The organism is Streptomyces sp. NPDC096311 (genome assembly GCF_044763085.1).
In the GTDB taxonomy this organism is placed as follows: domain Bacteria; phylum Actinomycetota; class Actinomycetes; order Streptomycetales; family Streptomycetaceae; genus Streptomyces.
In genome coordinates, this window is the sequence record NZ_JBIWFN010000004.1 from 145,764 (window position 1) to 166,053 (window position 20,290).

The window sequence follows — 20,290 nt, forward strand, 5'->3', positions numbered from 1 at the left end:
GTCACCGGGGTCGGCCCGCGAACCAGCGGACCGGCTTCGGCGCCAGGTTCTGGTAGACGTGCTTGGTCTCGCGGTACTCGGCGAGGCCCGCGGGGCCCAGTTCGCGCCCCACGCCGCTCTTCCCGAAGCCACCCCACTCCGCCTGCGGGAGGTAGGGGTGGAAGTCGTTGATCCAGACGGTGCCGTGCCGCAGCCGTCCCGCGACGCGCCGGGCGCGGCCCGCGTCGGTGGTCCAGACGGCGCCCGCGAGCCCGTACTCGGTGTCGTTGGCGAGCGCGACGGCCTCGTCCTCGGTGCGGAAGGTCTCCACGGTCAGGACGGGCCCGAAGACCTCCTCGCGGACCACCTTCATCTCCCGGTGGCACTGGTCGAGGACGGTCGGCTCGTAGAAGTACCCGGTGGCGGGCCGTTCGGCGGACGGCTCGGGGCGCCGGCCGCCCGCCCGCAGCACCGCACCCTCCGCGAGCGCGGAGGCGACGTACGCCTCGGTCTTCTCGCGCTGCCCCTCCGACACGAGGGGGCCGCACTCGACGCCGTCCTCGGTACCGCGGCCGAGCCTGATCCTGCCTGCCCTGCGGGCGAGTTCGGCGACGAAGCGCTCGCGCACGGACTCTTCGACGATGAGCCGGGATCCGGCCGAGCAGACCTGGCCGCTGTGGATGAAGGCGGCGTTGAGCGCCTGGTCGACGGCGGTGTCGAAGTCCTCGTCCGTGGCGCAGGCGTCGGCGAAGACGACGTTGGGGTTCTTGCCGCCGAGTTCCAGGGCGACCTTCTTGACGCTCTCCGCGGCGGCCCGCGCCACCTTCGTGCCGCTGACCAGGCCGCCGGTGAAGGAGACGAGGTCGACGTCGGGGTGCTCGGCGAGGCGGGCGCCCACCGTGTGCCCAGGGCCGGTCACGAGGCCCGCGACCCCGGCGGGGAGGCCGGCCTCGGTGAGCAGCCGTATCAGCGCGATCGTCGTCAGCGGGGTGATCTCGCTCGGCTTGACCACGAAGGTGTTCCCGGCGGCGAGGGCGGGCGCGATCTTCCAACTGGCCTGAAGGAGCGGATAGTTCCAGGGGGTAATCAGCGCGCAGACACCGACGGGCTCGTGCACGACGACGCTGTGGACGTCGGCGGACCCGGCGTCGACGACCCGCCCGCCGCCCTCCGCCACGACGAGGTCGGCGAAGTACCGGAAGGCGTCCGCGACACAGTCGATGTCGACCCGCCCCTCCTCCAGGGTCTTGCCCGCGTCGCGGCTCTCCAGGAGTCCCAGCTCCTCGCGGTCGCGGACGAGGAGGTCGGCGACGCGGCGCAGCAGCGCGGCGCGCTCGGCGACCGGGGTACGGGGCCACTCCCCCGTGTCGAAGGCGTGGCGGGCGGCGGCGACGGCGGCGTCCGCGTCGTGCTCGTCACCCTCCGCGACCACGGCGAAAGGCTTGGCATCCGCGGGATCGAGGATCTCGCGGGTCGCACGGGAGACGGCCTCCCGCCACTCTCCACCCACGTGAAGGGTCTGTTGTGCCTGCTGAGCCTGGTGCGCTTGGTGTCCGGCCATGGTCGGTGTTGCCTTCCGTTCCTGTTCCGTGCCCCTGCGTGCCCGTGTGTCACACGCGTGTCACTCTCGGGGACCGGGAGCGCCTGCCCCTCGACCCGGAATGCATGCACAACCAGTGACCAAAAGTGCCCGGCGTCACTGAAAAATGAGCAGAAATACGATCAGAAACCGCAAAACGTATGCTGCCAGTGGTCGAACCGGTCCCGGCCTCCTTTGACTCAAGTCAAAGGTTGACTAAAGTCAAAGAATGAATCGACCGGTGTCAGCGGAAGACGTACGGGCGCTGCGGCGCTTCAACCGGTACTTCACCCGGCGCATCGGAGCCCTCGACGACCACTACCTCGGACAGGACCGGCCGCTCGGCGAGGCCCGGCTGCTGTTCGAGATCGGGGACGGGGTCTCACTGCGGGAGCTGCGCCGCCGGCTCGGCCTGGACGCCGGGTACTTGAGCCGGATGGTCCGGGCGCTGCAGGCGCAGGGGCTGGTGCGGGTGACCGTGCCGGCCGAGGACAGCCGGCTGCGGGTCGCGGAACTCACGCCGGCCGGGCGGGGCGAGATCGAGGAGCAGAACCGGCGGGCCGACACGCTCGCCGAGGGGCTGCTCGGCTCCCTCGACGAACGCCGGCGCGGCGAGCTCACCGCCGCCATCGCCGCCGCCGAGCGGCTGCTGCGGCTGGCCGCGATCACCGTCGAGTCCGTCGACGGTGCGTCACGCGACGCGCGCGACTGCCTCGCCGGGTACGCCGCCGACATCGACGCACGGTTCCCGGAGGGCTTCGACCCCGCCGCCCTCGTACGGCCCGGCGAGGTGTCGGGGGACTCGGGTGCCTTTCTGGTCGCGTACGAGGAGGGGCGCCCCGTGGGGTGCGGGGCGCTGCGGCGGCTCACGCCGGACACCGGCGAGATCCGGCATGTGTGGGTGCGGCCCGAGGCCCGGCGGCTCGGCCTCGCCGGCCGGATCCTCGACGGGCTGGAGCGGGCGGCCGTCGCGCGCGGGTACGGCGTCGTACGACTCGACACCCACTCGGTCCTCACCGAGGCGCAGGCGATGTACCGGGCGTGCGGCTACACCGAGATCCCGCACTACGGCGACAACGTCTACGCCGCCCACTGGTTCGAGAAGCGGCTGCCCGGCCCGTCGGAGGACTGAGCGGGTCGGGCGAAGTCCGCTGCGATTCGCCAGCGCCCTGAAGGGGCGATTCGGCAGCGCCCTGAAGGGGCGCGGGGAACTGCGCGACCAGCCACCACGGCACCGCAGCCGATCGACGGCACATCCCGGCACATCCCTGCACGTCCCGGCACTTCCAGCGGAGCGCTCAGGTACTGCTCGCGCAGTTCGCGTCGGTGGGGCAGAAGGAGTTCAGGGCCGTGGTGAGCGGGCCCGTCATGTCCACGCCCTCGGGACCGCTCGCGTTGATCGCGTAGAGCGTGCCGTCGGCGGCCTGGAAGCGGTGGTCGACCACGTGCGTGGCGCCTTTCTGCGGGCTGTCGTAGCGGTAGGTGACCTCCGTCCAGCCGGTGCCGTTCTGCCGCTCGATGAGCCGGTACCCAGGGAGCTTCTGCGAGATCGCCTCGGCCTGGGACGACGACTCGGCCAGGGAGCTCTCCTTGACCTCGAACAGCATGAGCCTGCTGCTGCCGCCGGGGGCCGTGTAGGTGACGACCGGTGCCAGCTTGCCCTGGACCTCCTCGCGTACCCAGCCGTCCGGCACGTCCACCGTGTAGCCCACCGAATCCACCGACCTGCTGTAGCCGGGCGACGGCTCCGGGGTCGTGGGCTCGGTCGCCGGGTCGCTGGACCCGCCCGAACCGGCGTAGATGTCCGGACTCCCGGAGGTGTACCCGGTGTCCGGGGAAGGAACGCTCTGGGTCGCCGTGACGGTCACCGCCGGGCGCGACGGGTCGGCGCCGGTGTGCCCGGACGAGTCGCTCCTGGTCAGCGCCCACACCGCACCTCCGACACCGCCCGCGAGGACGGCGACGGCCACGATCACCACCAGCAGCCGGCGCGAGTCCGTGGGGGCCGGTCCCCGGCCGCCGCCGGAACTCCCGCCGGGCCCGGACCACGACGGTGGCGGCAGGGGCGTCTCGGGCGGGCGCGGTGGCCCCGCCTGGGTCGTCGCCGACGCCCACCACTGCTGCTCCGCGTCCGGCGGCACCCCGCCACCACCGGCCCCGCCCCTGCCCTGCCCGCCCGCGCCGTCGTCGTCGTCGACCCACCGCTGGCGGTCCTCGTCCCACCGTTGCGCCACCTCGTCACCCCGTTCCCACTAGACCGATCCCGCGCCGACCGCTAACCGGCCAGCTGCGCGATCACCTGCACCACGGCCGCCGTCGACGCCAGCCCCGCCACGGCCGCGGCGGCGGTCTCCAGGCGCATCCGCAGCCGGCCGAGCCGCGCCGGGTCCGCCTGGCCCGTTCTCTCGATCTCCCCCTGCACCACGGCCAGTTCGCCGTCGAGCCCGGTCGTGTCGTCGGTCTCCGTGAGCAGCCGCAGATGGTCGCGCAACGTGCGGACGGCCTCCAGGAGCGCCACGGTCGTCTCGTCGGCACCGGCCGCGGGCGGCGCCTCGTGATAGTTCGCGGTGCCGTGGTCGCCGAAGTTCACCGCACTGCGCGTGATCCGGTCGACCCGCCCGCCCGAGCCCTCAGTCATCCCTGCTCCCCTCGTTGTACGACGCGCCCCCACTGCCCATGGAGACGGCGCTCTTGCTGATCCGGCCCACCGCGGTGCCACCGCTCATCTGCCCGATGAACTGGCCGCCCGCGGCCACGTTGAAGATGTTCTGCTCGAAGCTGCCCGTCTCACAGCCGCTGCGCCGCAGCGCCTCGCGCACCCCGCTCGCGATGCGGTCCTCGACGGTCTTGATGTAACGGCTGACGTCCATCTCCTGGAACAGCGACAGCCGGTCGGTGCTGCCCATCTCCCGCACGGACACCAACGGGGCGTCCGGCGGGGCCTGTTCGGGCCGGGCCAGCCAGGTACGCAGGCACTGGACGAGGGTGCGCAGCATGGAGAACCCGGCCACCACGCCCGTCGCCGGGGCGGACAGCACCGTCCGCAGCACCTCACGCGCCGTCGCACCCTCCCCGGAGGCCGCGATGAAGTCGACGCGCCGGTACTCCTCGAAGATCGGCCCCAGTACGTGCGGTACGACTTCAAGGACCAGCATCCCGCCCTGCGTGTGGACGCGGACCAGCACCGAGACCACCACCTGCTCGTCCCAGGCGCCGACCCTGACCCGCAGGAAGTGACGGCGCGCCTCGCCGCCCTCGTCCACCGCCCCGTCCAGGTGCAGCCGGGCCGACGACGGCTCGTACACGCCCTGGTTGCGGCCCACGCCGTACGGCAGGTAGACGAACTCCTCGACCTCCAGGTCCTTGAGCCGGTCCCGGCTGGTGCGCGCGGCGGACTCCCGCAGCGCCTCCAGCTTCGGTACGACCAGGTCGAGGATCTGCCGGTTGGTCAACTGCACGGGCGGGCGGTGCCCGTTCGCCGAACCGTCGCCGGTCTGCTCGGGCAGCTTGCCGTTCAGGCCGTCGAACGGCTTCTTGGCGGGGGTGATCTCCATCGCGAACGACCAGGGCTCGTACGGCTTTCCCGCGCCGACGAACGGGCGGTGGGCGTCGTAGAGCGCCACGGACGCGTGCTGCTCCCAGGTGACGGCCCGCGCGACCCGGAGCTGACGCTCGCTGCCCATGGGCAGCGCCACGGACGTACGGGCGAAGGCGTCCCGGGAGAGTTCGACGCTCATGACCGCGGCCACCTGGGAGCGGTGGGCACCGATCACGAAGGTGAGCAGGAGCGGGAAGATCACCAGAAAGGGGTCGTGGAGCAACTGGGTGAACGCGTACACCCAGTAGGCGATCTCCGCGGCCCGCGCCATGAAGGTGAGCCCCCAGGCGGTCGCCCTGCGCGGCAGACGCAGCCGGGCGGACTCGTCCCGGCTCGCGGCGTACATGCTCATGCCCCACCCGGACGCGGCCCGCGCGGACCACAGCAGAACACAGACGGCGGCATAGAAGAACACGGCGGCGGCGCCGAACACGCCCGCGAAGCCCTGGACCCCGGAGTCCGCGACGCTGGTGGCCGCCCGAACCACCTCCACCAGGAAGAACACGACCCAGATGGCCAGCAGGCCGAGCCCGGTCAGGGCCTCCCTGCGGCGCGCCCGCAGCGCGTGCGCGAGCACGGCGACGACGTCGACACCGAGGGACGGTGCCGCGGGGCGCTCCTCGTGCCCTATGAGTTCGTCGATGACCCGTGCCCGGAACACGGTGTCCAGATGTACTCCGGCACACAACAGCCGTGTCGCCTCGCTGTGTGCGTACCGTCTCGCCGATTCCGTCACTGGGACCACCCCCGTGTGTCTCCCCCGGCCGCGCCCCAGCTCTCTTGAGCAGCCCTGCGCTCCCCTACCGGACCGTACGTCACGACGATAGCGAGAGTTACTCCCCGTGCACCCCCGCATACAGCGAGAAAGCACGTACGTTCGATGCGTACTTTCTGTACGCATGCGTCGGCCCCGCCCGGAGCACTTCCCGGGCGGGGCCGATGAGTTGCGAGTGACTCAGGTGAGTCGGGTACGTCAGATCAGACCGAGACCGCGGACCGCGTCGCGCTCCTCCTCGAGCTCCTTGACGGAGGCGTCGATACGGGCGCGGGAGAACTCGTTGATGTCCAGGCCCTGGACGATCTCGTACTGCCCGTCCTTGGTGGTGACGGGGAAGGAGGAGATGATCCCCTCGGGCACGCCGTAGGAACCGTCCGACGGGATACCCATGGAGGTCCAGTCACCGTCGGCGGTGCCGTTGACCCAGGTGTAGACGTGGTCGATGGCGGCGTTGGCGGCGGAGGCGGCGGAGGACGCGCCACGGGCCTCGATGATCGCGGCACCGCGCTTGGCGACGGTCGGGATGAAGTCCTCGGCGAGCCACTTCTCGTCGTTCACGACCTCGGCGGCGTTCTTGCCGGCGACCGTGGCGTGGAAGATGTCCGGGTACTGGGTGGCGGAGTGGTTGCCCCAGATGGTGAGCCGCTTGATGTCGGCGACCGTCGAGCCCGTCTTCTTCGCGAGCTGGGTCAGCGCGCGGTTGTGGTCGAGGCGCGTCATCGCGGTGAAGCGCTCGGCCGGTACGTCCGGGGCGGCGGCCTGGGCGATGAGGGCGTTGGTGTTGGCCGGGTTACCGACGACGAGGACCTTGATGTCGTCCGCGGCGTTGTCGTTGATGGCCTTGCCCTGCGGCTTGAAGATGCCACCGTTGGCGGAGAGCAGGTCACCGCGCTCCATGCCCTTGGTACGGGGGCGGGCCCCGACGAGCAGCGCGACGTTCGTGCCGTCGAAGGCGACGTTCGGGTCGTCCGTGATGTCGATGCCCGCAAGCAGCGGGAAGGCGCAGTCGTCGAGCTCCATCGCGGTGCCCTCGGCGGCCTTCAGCGCCGGCGTGATCTCCAGGAGGCGCAGCTTGACCGGCACGTCCGCGCCGAGCAACTGGCCGGAGGCGATGCGGAAGAGCAGGGCGTAACCGATCTGGCCGGCCGCGCCGGTGACGGTGACGTTCACGGGAGTGCGGGTCATGGCGTTCTCCGTATGACAGCAGGCGGTGGGGCGTCCCTGCCCCGGGGTGCAGGATCATCCCCTGCGTCCACCGCAATGATCGATCAAAGGAACCGATGATCGATCTCTCGGCGTCAAGAGAGATCCGCCGTCAGGCTATCGCGCATCCAGGATCCCGCACGGCCGGGTCCCGTGTGGCCCACCCCACAGCCCCCGACCGGGCGGCCGCCGGTCCGGGAGAGGATGACACGACGACCGCCGTCGGGGTGACCGGCCGGGGCCGGATCCCGTGGGGGTACGGTGCGCCTGCCCCCACGGTGCCGGAACATTCCTGCGCCGCGGTTTTCGAGGGTGGTTCTCTCAGCCCGTCCGGCATTTGAGGACGAGGCCGTTCAGGCCGTGCGGGGGTCCAGGGGGCGCAGCGCCCCTGGTGGGGGGCTGAGGGCGGAGCCCCCAGGTAGGGATGGGACGGGTAGGGGCGGCGGGGGCGAGAACCATGCCGCGCACGCCCACCCGCCCCAGCCAAGCCCCCCTCCCGCTACTTCACTTCGTGCAGCCCTTCTGGCCCGATTTCAACGTGACGCACGCCTTCGCCTCGGCGGCGTCCTTGACGGCGATCATCGGGGTGTACGCATCGGTGGCGTTGTCGACGGTCCCGGTCTGCGCGGCGGCGCCCCCACCCGTCACCTGCACCGAGTCACCGATCACGGCCTGGGTGATGCGGGCCCAGGCCGCGGCGCAGGTCTTGCTGTAGCGCACCTCGACAAGGGTGGTACCCACGGTGATGCTGGTGCTGGTCGTCGCCAGTTGCCCACCGCACCCCATGTTCTCCGGGTCCTTGCCCGTGCAGTCGGCGCCACTGCACTTCACCCCGGCCGGCAGATCGGGATTGACCGAGGCGGACGCCGAGGGCGTCTTCGGCGCGCTCGCCGCCTTCTTGCCGTCGCCGCCCCCGGTGAAGTACACGGCCGCGGCTATCACCACGAGCGCACCCACAACCCCCGCGAGGAACATCGTCAGTCGCCGCTTACGCCGCGCCGCCGCCTCCGCGGATCCCCCCGCGGATCCCCCCACGGGCGCACCCGGCCCACCGGCACCGACAGACCCGGCCGGACCCACGGAACCCCCCGGCCCCGACGAACCCACGGAACCCGCGGAACCCGTAGAACCCCCCGGCCCCACAGACCCCGCCGGAGTCGACGGACCGTACCGCCCCCCGTCACCTGACGGCGTGGCGACGGCCCCCCAGCCCCCACCACGCGAGCCCCCACCGGACGAAGGCCCACCCGAAGACCCGCCCGAAGAGGACCCGCCGTACCCGGCACTCCCACGCGCCCCACCCCCGAGCGGCGACGAAGAGCCGTACGACGAGTCCTCCACCTCCGTGGCGGACGGCTGCGGCGGCACCGTCGGCGACACCCCCGCGGGCCCGGCGATCCCCGGCGTGATGCCGGGCGTCGCGGTCGCGCTGCCGCCCTTGCGGGCCTGCTTGCCGTTGCTCCCCTTCGCCGGGGGCGCCCCGAACTCCCCGAGCGCGGCGCGCGCCTGGGAGATCCGGATCGCTTCCATGGTCATGTCGTGGCGCATCTCCGAGCGGCTCCACGCACGCTCGGCCAGCTCCCACATGGTCGTCAGATGGATGGGATTGGTCCCGGTCACCTCGGCCAGGGCGACGATCGCGCCCTTGGGCGCGAGGAGCCGACCGTTGAGGTACCGCTCCCAGGACGTCTTGCTGTAGCCCGTACGGTCGGCCACCGCGGCGATGCCCAGCCCGCTCCGGTCGACCAGTCGGCGCAACTGGCTGGCGAACTCCCTGACCTGCGGATCGAGTTCATCCGGCAAGTCCCTCCAACGAGGCATTACTGCTCCCCCCCTGCTTCTTTCCCCCCGTACGTGCCTGACTGTTCCCCCGCGTGTTCGGCGCCCCTCCGTCGAGTCCCCCCGGCCCCCGGTCCCCGTTCTGGCTACCCACAGGGATGCGATCGGTCAGGATCTCAGTTCCCGGGATGGGGGCGCACGGGAGCATTCGGGCCCGGGCATGCACCGTTGCACGCCCCGCGGACTGCGGACTGCGGACTGCGGACTGCGGACTGCGGACTGCAGCCCATTGTCCCATCGACGTCATGCCCGCCAATCGGACCCTCGCCCTCCGCAACAGGACGTCCGATACCGTCCCGATTGGCCACGCTAACCGGGTTGTTGGTACGGATCAGGGTAAATCCTTGAACTTGTCAAGACATCGACACAACGGGAACACAGGTGCGACCTCACCCGTCACGAGAACGCTCAGTTCACCCGAGGGTGACGGCACCCACGACGGAGGCGAGGAGGATGACGACGGCGAGGAGGGCCGCGTAGAGGAGGAGGCGGGGCGTACGGGGCCCGGCGGGCCGCCGGGACGCCTCCTCGTCGAGCAGGTCCCACCACGGGAGCGTGGGGTCCTCCTCGTAGCCGTCACGGCCGCGCACGGCGGGAACGCCATGCGCGACGGGGCCGGGACCGCCCGCCGGTACCCGTACGGGCGGCACGGGCGGCACGGGCTCGCGCGGCCAGGCCCGCACCGCCAGTTCCCAGCGCACCCCGAAGCGTTCGGTCTCCTCGTCCGCGACACCCGCGACCCGGCACAGGGCGACGACCGCCTGCCGGGGCGGCGGCTGGCTCGCGTTGAGGTAGCGCTGCCAGGAGGACTTGCTGTACGCGGTGCGCGTGCCCAGCGCGACCAGGCTCATCCCGGTGCGGTCCTTGAGCAGCCGCAACTGCTCGACGAAGTGCCGTACCTCCGCCGGAAGCTCCTCCGGCAGCGGCTGCCAGGCACCCATCGCTTCACCCACCTCCCGCGGCGCTCACCAGGCGCCCCGTGTCGTTCCCCGTGAGCGATTGACGACGCCGGGCGGTTGACGGTTCCCGTGACGTGGCGCGGACACCGTGGCGGAATGGTCACTTCCGTGCCACAGGGAACTGACGGCTGTTGTACAGGCGGTGCCTGTACAGAAGGGTTGACCCGGGCGGTCCGGCCGCCCGGCCGCGGCCCGTCCTTACTCGGGGGAGGGGACGGGCCGCGCGCTGCTTCAGGGCATGCGCGGGGGTCTCAGCGGACCGTGAAGTGCAGCGTGTCGTCCAGGAACGGGATCACCAGCCACGGGTTGGGCTGTGCCATCAGCGAGAGCAGCACGATGGCGACGCCCAGCACGCCGTACGTGAGCATGTCCGTGAAGCGGGAGCGGACCGCGAGCATGCCCACGTCGGGCAGCATCCAGCGCATCACGGCGCCGGCCAGCAGCGCGGCGCCGATCAGGATCGTGCCGAGCCGGAACACGTCGAGGGCGGTCAGCAGCAGGCCGAGTCCGACGGCCGACAGCACGGCGAGGATCGGCCACTGGCGGGCCGGGGCCGGGGCGTCGCCGCCCGCCGCCCGGCCGCCGCCCTCGGGCCTCGCGGTATCCCTCGTGAACAGGGGGAAGCGACGTGTGGTGCGGCGCGGCTTCCCCTCGGCGTCGGGGGCGCTCACGGCGTCGGGCGCGCTCACGGCGTCGGGCGCACCCGGCTCTCCCTCGGCGCCCTCCGCCTCCCGCACACCCGCCACACCGTTCACGGCCCCCGCCTTCCCCGAACCGGCCTCACCGTTCACGGACCCCGCTTTCCGAGGACCGGCCTCACCGTTCACGGACCCCGCTTTCCGAGGACCGGCCTCACCGTTCACGGACCCCGCTTTCCGAGCACTGGCCTCACCGTTCACGGACCCCGACTCCCGCATGACGGACGCACCCTTCACAGCCCTCGCCCTCCGCACGGCCGACCCGCCGTTCGCGGACGCGGCCTCCCGCACGGCCGACTCGGCGTCGGAGTCGATGCCGGAGCCGGAGTCGCGGGCCGCGGCGTCCTCGGGTCCGCCGTCAGCCGACACTGCGCTCCGCCGCTTCCACCACGTTGACGAGCAGCTGGGCGCGGGTCATCGGGCCCACGCCGCCGGGGTTCGGGGAGATCCACGCGGCGACCTCGGCGACATCCGGGTGAACGTCTCCGACGATCTTGCCCTCGGCGCTGCGCGAGACACCGACGTCGAGGACGGCGGCGCCCGGCTTCACGTCCTCGGCGCGGATGAGATGGGCGGACCCGGCCGCGGCGACGATGATGTCGGCGCGCTTCAGGTGCGCGGAGAGATCACGGGTGCCGGTGTGACACTGGGTGACCGTGGCGTTCTCGCTGCGCCGCGTCAGCAGCAGCGGCATCGGACGCCCGATGGTCACCCCACGGCCGACGACCACGACCTCGGCGCCCTTGATCTCCACGCCGTAGCGGCGCAGCAGGGTGAGGACGCCGTTGGGGGTGCACGGCAGCGGGGCCGGCTCGTTGAGGACCAGCCGCCCGAGGTTCATCGGGTGCAGGCCGTCGGCGTCCTTGTCCGGGTCCATCAGTTCCAGGATGCGGTTCTCGTCGATGCCCTTGGGGAGCGGGAGCTGGACGATGTAGCCGGTGCACGTGGGGTCTTCGTTGAGTTCGCGCACCACCGCCTCGATCTCCTCCTGCGTGGCGGTCGCGGGCAGTTCACGCTGAATGGAGGCGATACCGACCTGGGCGCAGTCGCGGTGTTTGCCCGCGACGTACTTCTGGCTGCCGGGGTCGTCGCCGACGAGGACGGTCCCCAGGCCGGGCGTGACGCCCTTCTCCTTGAGGGCCGCCACGCGGGCGGTCAGATCGGACTTGATCGCGGCTGCGGTGGCCTTGCCATCGAGAATCTGGGCGGTCATGGACCCATCCTCGCGGATGACCCGCTCCCGGTTCCAATCCGGGCGCCCCTTTCCCCCTGTGACCAGCCGTGATCAGCCGTGTTGCACTTGCACAACACCTGCACAACACAATCGGAAGGGCTCTGGACAAATAAGTAAGGCATTGAGAACGATGAACATCACAGTGCCGCGGACAGTACCGGGGGGACGGACCGCTCTGTAGAACTCTCCTCCGCACCTTGCCGCGCGTCCCCGCACCAGGCAACGGAGGAAGACCCGCCATGAGTTACGGCGACCCGAACAACCCCTACGGTCCCCCGCAGGGCCAGCCGGCCGGCTACCCGCCCCAGGGCCAGCCCGGCTACGGCTACCCCCAGGGCGCCCCGCAGCAGCCCGGTTACGGCTACCCGCAGGCCCCGCCGATCGGCCAGCAGCCGTACGGCGGCTACCCCGGTGGCCCGATGGAGATGCCCGGCACGGTCAAGGCCGCGCGCGTGATGCTGTTCGTCATCGCCGGTTTCCAGGTGCTCGGCGCCATCCTGATCGCGATCTCGGCGCTCGCCGTCTCCGCCGCGAAGAACAACGCGGACCTCAAGGACGACGTCCAGTTCCAGCAGCTCGCGGACTACTCGGCCGGCGTCCTGTGGGGCGTCACGGTCGCGGTCCTGGCGTGGGGTGTCTTCGCGATCTGGCTCGGCGTCAAGTGCGCGAACGGCGGCAGCGGCGTCCGCATCGCCGCGCTGGTGTTCGGCATCCTCACCGCGGTCCTCGGTATCTACCCGTTCGTCATCATCGGTCTGGTGCACACCGTGCTCGCCATCCTCATCGCGGTGTTCGTCGGCAAGGCGGACGGCGCCGCCTGGTTCGACCGCCCGAAGTACTCGGTCTGAGGCCACCGGCGGCACGGCCGCCACGAGGCCAAGTCCGAGGCCGACTCCGAGGCCGACTCCGAGGCCGACTCCGAGGCCGACTTCCAAGCCACGAAGGCGACTTCCCGCCATTCGCTCCGAGGGCCGTGTCTCACCCTGCGCAGGGGGAGACACGGCCCTCGCGCGTCTGTCTGCTCTCGGCCCCTCAGCGGCCCTGCGGCAACGGCGCGAGCCGGGACTGCACGACCAGCTTCACGACTCATCAGGCCGGGCAGGCGACCCGCGCATGTGCGCGAGCCGCCCTCTGGCTCAGCCGCAGTTACCGGTGATCCACTGGTGGGACCGCACCTTGTACGTACCGGCGAGGTTGCCGCCCTGCTGCTGCCGGGTGCAGCCGATCCGGCCGTTGTAGTTGGTGTTCGCGTAGAAGGCGACACCGCTGTACGACCCGGTGCCGGCGTTCCACACCGACTTCACGTTCGTCGTGGCGGCCCAGGAACACTTGATGGCGCCGCTCTGCCAGTCGGGGTCGGCGACGCTCCACGAGCACTTGCTGCCGGTGAAGTTGAAGCCGGTCCAGAAGCAGACGTCACCCGACGCGCAGTCCACGGCGGCGGCCGAGGCCGGTGCCGCCGAAGCGGAGGCGGGCAGGCCCAGCGTGGTGGCGGCCGCCGCGCTGACGGCGAGGGTCGCGAGCAGCGGGGAGAGCCGGCGCGGACGACGTATGACGGAAAGGTTCATGGGTCTGTTTCTCCTTGCGATGCGGCTGCTGGTGCTCGGACAGCCAGAAGGTGGCAACGCGTGTCCCGGCCGGGCAAGGAGACCGGGCGGGATGGGACGCCGGGACGTCCGGACGCCCGCTACTTGGCGCGTTATCTAACCCCTGGGACGGCCGTGGGACGGCTACTGTGTCCAGCCACTGGAACGTCTGACCAGCGTGCCGTAAGTGCCAGGGGGGAACAGCGATGCCCGCGTGCCCGGAAACCGAACGGTTCGCCGCGCTGTTGCGTTCGCTGAAGAACCGGTCCGGTCTGAGTTACGAGGCCCTCGCCAAGAAGACCGGAACGGCCGGATCCACACTGCACCGCTACTGCCGCGGCACTTCGGTGCCCCAGGACTACGGCAGCGTGCACCGGTTCGCCACCGCCTGCGGCGCGACCCCGGACGAACTGCGGACACTGCACCGGCAGTGGGCCCTGGCCGACGCCGCCCGGACGGAGCCGGGGACGGCGACAGAGGCAAAGGCGGAGGCGGAGGCGGAGGCGGAGGCGGACGCAGGCATGGTCGAGGTCGTCGATCTCGTCGGTCTCGTGGACGGTGCTGGTGCCGAGGAGCCGACGGCCGTGGAGCCAGGAGCGGTCGAGCCGGAATCGGCGGTGCCGGGAGCGGTGGAGCCGGGAGCGGTGGAGCCGGAGGCGGTCGAGGTCGGGCCCGTTCGGCCGGTCCGTCAGGGCCGGTTCCGTCTTGACCAGTTCCGGCAGGGCCGGTTCCGTGTCGTGGTGATCGGCGCCGTGGTCCTGACGCTCGGTGTCTCCGCCTGGGCCCTGACGACCGATCACCCGTCGTCCGGCAGCAGCGGCGGCTCCGCGGCGGACGGCCGTCTGCTCTTCTCGGCCGCCTGTCAGCCCGTGGTGGCCATGGGCCAGCACGACGCCTGCGTGGGCGAGGTACAACGGCTGCTGCACGCCAAGGGCGCCGACATCGACGTCGACTCGGACTTCGGCCCGCAGACGCTGCGCCGGGTCACCGCCTTCCAGGTGTTCACCGGTCTCCAGCCCAACGGAGTCGTCGGGGACGCCACCAAGAAGGCGCTCTACACCTCGAACGTACGCATGACGGTCTGGCCGCCGGCGAAGGTACGGCAGCACATCCGCGCGGTCTTCACCGACACACCCGACGCGGCGGTCGCCATCGCGGACTGCCAGTCGTTCCTCGACCCGCTGCACATCCTGCCCAACACCAACGGCACCCGTAACTGGGGTCTGTTCCAGATCTCCGACCTGCGCCTGCGCGAACTGGGCGGGACCCCGCGTCAGGCGCTGGACCCGGAGTGGAACATCAGGGCGGCCAGACGCCTCTGGAGCAAGAAGCGCGATTTCCACGACTGGCCGAACTGCGAGCGCGCGGTCAAGGGCGCCGCCACCACCGCGCCCGCACGGTAGCGGCGGCCCACCGGAACCCCGGTGGACCGCCGCGCACGCACCGACCTGCCGCGGATCAGTGGAAGAAGTGCCGCGTCCCCGTGAAGTACATGGTGATGCCCGCCTTCTTCGCGGCCTCGACCACCAGCTCGTCACGGACCGAACCGCCGGGCTGGACCACGGCCCTGACGCCTGCCTCGGCGAGGATCTCCAGACCGTCGGGGAACGGGAAGAACGCGTCCGAGGCCGCGTACGACCCACGGGCCCGCTCGGCGCCCGCCCGCTCGACCGCGAGCTTCGCGGAGTCGACGCGGTTGACCTGGCCCATGCCGACGCCGACCGAGGCGCCGTCCTTGGCGAGCAGGATCGCGTTGGACTTCACCGCGCGGCAGGCCCGCCAGGCGAAGGCCAGCTCGTCGAGCTCGCCCTCGTTCAGGGCGTCACCGGTCGCCAGGGTCCAGCTCGCCGGGTTGTCGCCGTCGGCCTGGAGGCGGTCGGTGACCTGGAGCAGCGCGCCGCCGTCGATCGGCTTGAGCTCGGTCGGGTTCGCGGGCGCGCGGTGGGCGCGCAGCACACGGATGTTCTTCTTCTTGGTGAGGGCTTCGAGGGCGCCGTCCTCGTACTCGGGCGCCACGATGACCTCGGTGAAGATCTCGGCGACCTGCTCCGCCATCTCCTTCGTCACCGGCCGGTTGACCGCGATCACACCGCCGAACGCGGACAGCGGGTCACAGGCGTGCGCCTTGCGGTGCGCCTCGGCGACGTTCGAGGCGATCGCGATCCCGCACGGGTTGGCGTGCTTGATGATCGCGACGCAGGGGTCCTCGTGGTCGTACGCGGCACGGCGCGCGGCGTCCGTGTCCGTGTAGTTGTTGTACGACATCTCCTTGCCGTGCAGCTGCTCGGCCTCCGCGAGACCGCCGGCGTGGGAGGTGTAGAGGGCGGCGGGCTGGTGCGGGTTCTCGCCGTAGCGGAGGGTGTGCGCGCGCTCCCAGGTGGCGCCGAGGAAGTCGGGGAACCCGGAGGCGTCGACGGGGGCGTACTCGGAGGCGAACCAGGAGGCGACGGCGACGTCGTACGCGGCCGTGTGCTGGAAGGCCTCGGCCGCGAGCCGCTTACGGGTGGTGAGGTCGAAGCCGCCGGTCCGCACGGCGGAGAGGACGTCGCCGTAACGGTCGGGGCTGGTGACGACGGCCACGGACGGGTGGTTCTTGGCGGCGGCACGGACCATCGAGGGGCCGCCGATGTCGATCTGCTCGACGCACTCGTCGGGCGTCGCGCCCGAGGCGACGGTCTCACGGAAGGGGTAGAGGTTGACGACGACGAGGTCGAAGGGCTTGACGCCCAGCTCTTCCAGCTGCCGCTGGTGGTCGGGCAGCCGCAGGTCGGCGAGGATGCCGGCGTGGACCTTGGGGTGCAGGGTCTTGACTCGGCCGTCGAGGCACTCGGGGAAGCCGGTCAGGTCCTCGACCTTGACGACGGGGACCCCGGCCGCGGCGATCTTGGCGGCGGTGGAGCCGGTGGAGACGAGCTCGACACCGGCCTCGTGGAGCCCGCGGGCAAGCTCTTCGAGCCCGGTCTTGTCGTAGACGCTGACGAGCGCGCGCCGAATGACCCGCTTGGTGCCCTCGGTGCTCTCGGCCGTGACTGTGCTGTCGGCGGTCACTGGATAACTACCTTTCGTCCCTCAATGCGATAGCCGTTGCGGGCGAGCCGCCCCACGACATCGACGAGCAGTCTTCGCTCGACTTCCTTGATGCGCTCGTGCAGAGCGCTCTCGTCGTCCTCGTCCCGGACCTCCACCACGCCCTGAGCGATGATCGGTCCGGTGTCGACGCCGTCGTCGACGAAGTGGACGGTGCAGCCGGTGACCTTCGCGCCGTACGCGAGCGCGTCGCGTACGCCGTGGGCTCCCGGGAAGCTGGGCAGCAGGGCGGGATGCGTGTTGACGAAGCGCCCACCGAACCGGGTGAGGAATTCCTTCCCCACGATCTTCATGAACCCCGCGGAGACCACCAGGTCGGGCTCGTGGTCGGAGACGGCCTCGGCGAGCGCGCCGTCCCACTCGTCCCGGGTGTCGTAGTCCTTGACGCGGCGGACGAAGGTGGGGATCCCGGCCCGCTCGGCCCGGGCGAGCCCTTCGATGCCGTCGCGGTCGGCGCCCACGGCCACGATCTCGGCCCCGTAGGCCACCGGCCCGGCCGCGGCGATGCCGTCGAGCAGTGCCTGCAGATTCGTGCCTGATCCGGAGACCAGCACGACGAGGCGCTTGGTCTTGGCCACGACGGGGCCCTTTCTCGGGGGAACGTTTGTACGGTCGTACGAATGCTTCGCGCCCCTGGATACGGGGAAGTCTACGAAGCGGCCGACCGTCAGCAACGATACCGGCACACCGGGCAGCCCCCACGGGACGGGGGCGTGGCCGGAAGGTAGCGTCTGCGGTGGATCCTCCCGGGAACACCGTTCAGCACGGGGAACGCCCTGTGCGCTTGGGACGTTGACCTGGGACGGGTAGAACGTTCGGGGTACGAGCCCCGGGGGCGAACATCCGGGGCGCGGGCCTCGGGCGGAAAACCCGGGGCAGGGACTCCACGGAGCGGTGTCCGGGGTGCGAATCCCGGGTCCTGATCCTGAAAACGAACGCCCGGGGTGCGAGCCCCGCGCAGGACGCTCGGGGTGCGCGTCGCGAGCACGATGCCGTGTGGACACGCCGCCCGCCAGAACCACCAAGGGGAAGACGCACACCTGATGCCGGACCGCAGTCTCCGACTCCCTCCGCTGCTGCTGCGCGAGCGGCGCCCTTCGTCTACCCCGCCGCGGGAGAGCGGGGACACGCCCGCGGGTGGGAACGGTTCCGCGGGCGGACGCGGCCCGGACACAGACTCCGGCACGGGCTCCGGCTCCGGCACGGGCTCCGGCACGGGCTCCGGCTCCGGCACGGGCTCCGGCACGGGCTCCGGCTCCGGCTCCGGCTCCGGCTCCGGCTCCGGCTCCGGCTCCGGCTCCGGCGACAATCCCTTCGCTCCGCCGCCGGAGGGCACGCCCGACCGCCCCTGGCAGCCTCGGCGTCCCGCGTCCGGCCAGAGCCCGAACGAGAACGACGGCTCCGGACCTGGCTCCGGCCCCGGACAGTCCCCATGGGGCAGTCAGTGGAGCGACCGGCAGCCGGGGCGTTCGTCCGGCGGCGGTTTCGGCGACCGTCCCGGGGCTCCGCAGGGTCAGGGCGGCCCGGAAGGTCCCGGCGGTGGGCCGGGCTCCGGAATGCGCTGGGACCCGACGGACCCCGCCCAGCGCCGCGCACGCTACGCGCTGCTCTCCGGAATGTGGGCGTTCTTCTTCGCCCTGTTCAGCTGGCCGTACGTGGCCCTGCTGCTCGGTGCGCTCGCCCTGTACTGGGGCGGCAGCGCACTGCGCGCCAAGCCCCGCGCGCAGGACCCGGACACCCCGGCCCCCGACGCGAACACCCGCCCCCAGACGACCGCCGCGGTGAGCGGCCTCGTCACCGCGTCCCTGGCCATCGTCATGGTCGCCGCGACCTTCACCGCGCAGCTCGTGTACAGCGACTACTACTCGTGCACGAACGACGCCCTCACCAACGCCGCCAAACAGTCCTGCAACGACCTCCTCCCGAAGGACCTGAGGGGCGTCCTGGGAACGCGCGGCTAGCGCAAACGCGAACAGAAAACGCGCCCTGACAGGGGCGCGCGGAACGACGCGCCCAGCGCCCAACCCCCCACACACCCGCAGCAAACATCAACCTGCCCCCAGGAGGATCCAAGGGCGCAGCCCCGGGCGGGGTCTGGGGCGCAGCCCCAGGGGATGGGAACGGGCAGGGGCGGCGGGGGTGAGGGAACCGAGGGCTCCTCACTCACCCCATGTCATCGGAGGGCAGGAGGTCGTACGGCTCCAGGCTCGGATCCCGAGCCGGGCCCGAACCCGAAGCCGGACCCGCCCCCGCCCTCGAAGCCGCCCCCACCGTAGGAGTCGGCTCCCTCTTCGAAACCGCCTCCACCTGCCCCCTCTCACCACGCGACCGCCCTGCCCAGACCCCCCGCGAGAATCGCGACCGCCACGCCCCCCAGGAGAACCACGAGGCCCACAAGGGCCGAGAGAGCCACGTAGGCCAAGAAACCCCCCGTCGCCGCCGAAGCTCCCACCCCCACAACCCCACTCCCACAGGAACCCCCACCCCCACCGTCCACACCACCACCGCTCCCCCCACCTGCCACCACACCGGCCCGAAGTGAGCCAGCGCCGCCACCCCCAACGGCCCACCCGCCAGCCCGGCAAGCACCGCCATCACCAGCCCGCACCACACGGCCGCGACCCCCACCCCCACCACGACCCGCCCCCACGACCAGGCCTCACGCCCCTCCCCCGGCGCCCCCGCGGTCACCAGGAACCACGCCACCGTCACCCCCGCCACCACCGGCACCGCCATCCCCACCTCACTCCACACCGTCCCGGGCACCGGCACCGCCGCCAGCAGCGGAAACGCCGGCAGCAACGGCCCGGGCCCCGCCGCGGACAACGGCCCCGCAACATGCCCGGCCCCCAGCACGACCCCGGGCCCGAGCCCGTACGCGGCCCCCCACACCGCCGCGTTCGGCACGAGCGCCATACAGAGCAGCAGTACGGCGAACCGCCCCGACCACACCTCGGTGAGCTGCGCGAACGAGTCCCGGGCGGCATCGCCGTGCCACACGAGCGACGCCGCCACCAAGAGCGAGCCACCCCCGACGAGCACCGCCGCCCCGGCTCCGGCCGCCCGCGCCGAGGCCCCGAGGAATTCGGGCGAGCAACGGCGTACGCCGGCGGGCAACACGGCGAGCAGCCGCCGGACCCGCGCGGGCGCGGGGAAGCCCGCGCGTCCGTACGTCGCCCACACCCCCACGCCCGCCGCGCTCCCGGCGAGCAACGGCAGGCATCCGGCGGTCCACACCCACGAAGGCCGCAACTCCCCGCCCGAGCAGTACAGCGCGGCCGCCAGTCCGACCGTCAGATAGCCCCCGACGACCCCCGTCCACACCGTGCCCGGCTCGGCCGCGGCCTCGGCGTCCGCCACGCCACGCACCGCCCGGTACAGCAGCCACACGGGCAGGACGACCAGCAGCAGCGGTGTCACACCCACCGGCATGGGCAGGCCCGACTGGGTCTCGGTGCGGATCAGCTCCACGCCGTGCGCGAGCAGCCACAACGCGGCGGCCACGTGCAGCGATCCACTCGGTCCGCTGTCCGGATAGGGCGAGCTGATCCACAGCATCATGACGAGGACGGCGAACGAGCCGAGTCCGAGCCCCGCCGCGAGGGCGCCACCCAGGAGGCTGGCGCCCAGTCCGGGTGAACGGTGGCGCATCCGGGTGAGCAGGGGCGACAACGACAGCCTGCGGTCGGTCATTTGGGTCACACCCGCCATGCTCCCAACGACACGCGCTTTCTCGTCGTAACAGGCGAA

At 71.7% G+C, this 20,290-nt stretch carries 17 protein-coding genes; 4 read left to right on the plus strand and 13 right to left on the minus strand.

Annotated features, from left to right (window positions below):
* Nucleotide 1 precedes the first annotated feature (1 nt).
* Nucleotides 2-1,540, minus strand: a complete 1,539-nt coding sequence (locus tag ACIRA5_RS12265) for an aldehyde dehydrogenase family protein (protein WP_403690038.1) — start codon at nucleotides 1,538-1,540, stop codon at nucleotides 2-4.
* 247 nt (nucleotides 1,541-1,787) lie between these two features.
* Here ACIRA5_RS12265 and ACIRA5_RS12270 point away from each other — a divergent pair, with 247 nt between their 5' ends.
* Complete coding sequence (locus tag ACIRA5_RS12270) at nucleotides 1,788-2,690, plus strand: GNAT family N-acetyltransferase (protein ID WP_403690039.1); 903 nt, start codon at nucleotides 1,788-1,790, stop codon at nucleotides 2,688-2,690.
* A gap of 166 nt (nucleotides 2,691-2,856) precedes the next feature.
* Here ACIRA5_RS12270 and ACIRA5_RS12275 read toward each other — a convergent pair whose 3' ends face one another.
* From ACIRA5_RS12275 to ACIRA5_RS12310, 8 genes are all read right to left on the minus strand, one after another.
* Nucleotides 2,857-3,792 carry a hypothetical protein gene (locus ACIRA5_RS12275; protein WP_403690041.1) on the minus strand — a complete coding sequence of 312 codons (936 nt, stop codon included), beginning with the start codon at nucleotides 3,790-3,792 and terminating at the stop codon, nucleotides 2,857-2,859.
* 41 nt (nucleotides 3,793-3,833) lie between these two features.
* Nucleotides 3,834-4,196 carry a hypothetical protein gene (locus tag ACIRA5_RS12280; protein ID WP_075028428.1) on the minus strand — a complete coding sequence of 121 codons (363 nt, stop codon included), beginning with the start codon at nucleotides 4,194-4,196 and terminating at the stop codon, nucleotides 3,834-3,836.
* A complete protein-coding gene (locus ACIRA5_RS12285; RefSeq protein WP_403690044.1) occupies nucleotides 4,189-5,817 on the minus strand; it encodes a hypothetical protein in 1,629 nt (542 codons plus the stop codon). The genes ACIRA5_RS12280 and ACIRA5_RS12285 overlap by 8 nt, the downstream gene beginning before the upstream one ends.
* A gap of 312 nt (nucleotides 5,818-6,129) precedes the next feature.
* Nucleotides 6,130-7,119 carry a malate dehydrogenase gene (locus ACIRA5_RS12290; RefSeq protein WP_054233746.1) on the minus strand — a complete coding sequence of 330 codons (990 nt, stop codon included), beginning with the start codon at nucleotides 7,117-7,119 and terminating at the stop codon, nucleotides 6,130-6,132.
* Nucleotides 7,120-7,641: 522 nt separating this feature from the next.
* On the minus strand, nucleotides 7,642-8,958 hold the full coding sequence (locus ACIRA5_RS12295; protein ID WP_403690046.1) for an XRE family transcriptional regulator: 1,317 nt from the start codon (nucleotides 8,956-8,958) through the stop codon (nucleotides 7,642-7,644).
* 431 nt (nucleotides 8,959-9,389) lie between these two features.
* Nucleotides 9,390-9,917: a helix-turn-helix domain-containing protein gene (locus ACIRA5_RS12300; RefSeq protein ID WP_403690047.1), complete on the minus strand. Its 528-nt coding sequence runs from the start codon at nucleotides 9,915-9,917 to the stop codon at nucleotides 9,390-9,392.
* A 269-nt stretch (nucleotides 9,918-10,186) separates the two neighbouring features.
* Nucleotides 10,187-10,672 carry a DUF3017 domain-containing protein gene (locus tag ACIRA5_RS12305; RefSeq protein WP_403690701.1) on the minus strand — a complete coding sequence of 162 codons (486 nt, stop codon included), beginning with the start codon at nucleotides 10,670-10,672 and terminating at the stop codon, nucleotides 10,187-10,189.
* A 319-nt stretch (nucleotides 10,673-10,991) separates the two neighbouring features.
* A complete protein-coding gene (locus ACIRA5_RS12310) occupies nucleotides 10,992-11,846 on the minus strand; it encodes a bifunctional methylenetetrahydrofolate dehydrogenase/methenyltetrahydrofolate cyclohydrolase (protein ID WP_054233749.1) in 855 nt (284 codons plus the stop codon).
* Nucleotides 11,847-12,106: 260 nt separating this feature from the next.
* On the opposite strand from ACIRA5_RS12310, the gene ACIRA5_RS12315 reads away from it, so the two are divergent.
* Nucleotides 12,107-12,715: a proline-rich domain-containing protein gene (locus tag ACIRA5_RS12315; RefSeq protein ID WP_403690049.1), complete on the plus strand. Its 609-nt coding sequence runs from the start codon at nucleotides 12,107-12,109 to the stop codon at nucleotides 12,713-12,715.
* 288 nt (nucleotides 12,716-13,003) lie between these two features.
* Here the strand turns inward: ACIRA5_RS12315 and ACIRA5_RS12320 are convergent, their stop codons facing one another.
* Complete coding sequence (locus ACIRA5_RS12320; RefSeq protein WP_403690052.1) at nucleotides 13,004-13,435, minus strand: peptidase inhibitor family I36 protein; 432 nt, start codon at nucleotides 13,433-13,435, stop codon at nucleotides 13,004-13,006.
* Nucleotides 13,436-13,659: 224 nt separating this feature from the next.
* Between ACIRA5_RS12320 and ACIRA5_RS12325 the strand changes: the two genes are divergently transcribed.
* Complete coding sequence (locus tag ACIRA5_RS12325; RefSeq protein WP_403690054.1) at nucleotides 13,660-14,856, plus strand: helix-turn-helix domain-containing protein; 1,197 nt, start codon at nucleotides 13,660-13,662, stop codon at nucleotides 14,854-14,856.
* A gap of 55 nt (nucleotides 14,857-14,911) precedes the next feature.
* Here ACIRA5_RS12325 and purH read toward each other — a convergent pair whose 3' ends face one another.
* Nucleotides 14,912-16,501, minus strand: coding sequence for a bifunctional phosphoribosylaminoimidazolecarboxamide formyltransferase/IMP cyclohydrolase (purH, locus tag ACIRA5_RS12330; protein ID WP_403690056.1), 1,590 nt, complete (start codon nucleotides 16,499-16,501; stop codon nucleotides 14,912-14,914).
* Nucleotides 16,498-17,118 carry a phosphoribosylglycinamide formyltransferase gene (gene purN / locus ACIRA5_RS12335; RefSeq protein WP_352054013.1) on the minus strand — a complete coding sequence of 207 codons (621 nt, stop codon included), beginning with the start codon at nucleotides 17,116-17,118 and terminating at the stop codon, nucleotides 16,498-16,500. The genes purH and purN overlap by 4 nt, the downstream gene beginning before the upstream one ends.
* Nucleotides 17,119-17,583: 465 nt before the next feature.
* Between purN and ACIRA5_RS12340 the strand changes: the two genes are divergently transcribed.
* Nucleotides 17,584-18,501 (plus strand): hypothetical protein, encoded by a 918-nt coding sequence (locus ACIRA5_RS12340; RefSeq protein ID WP_403690059.1) that lies wholly within the window; start codon nucleotides 17,584-17,586, stop codon nucleotides 18,499-18,501.
* Nucleotides 18,502-18,703: 202 nt separating this feature from the next.
* Here the strand turns inward: ACIRA5_RS12340 and ACIRA5_RS12345 are convergent, their stop codons facing one another.
* A complete protein-coding gene (locus ACIRA5_RS12345; protein ID WP_403690061.1) occupies nucleotides 18,704-20,251 on the minus strand; it encodes a DUF6350 family protein in 1,548 nt (515 codons plus the stop codon).
* Between the last annotated feature and the right edge of the window lie 39 nt (nucleotides 20,252-20,290).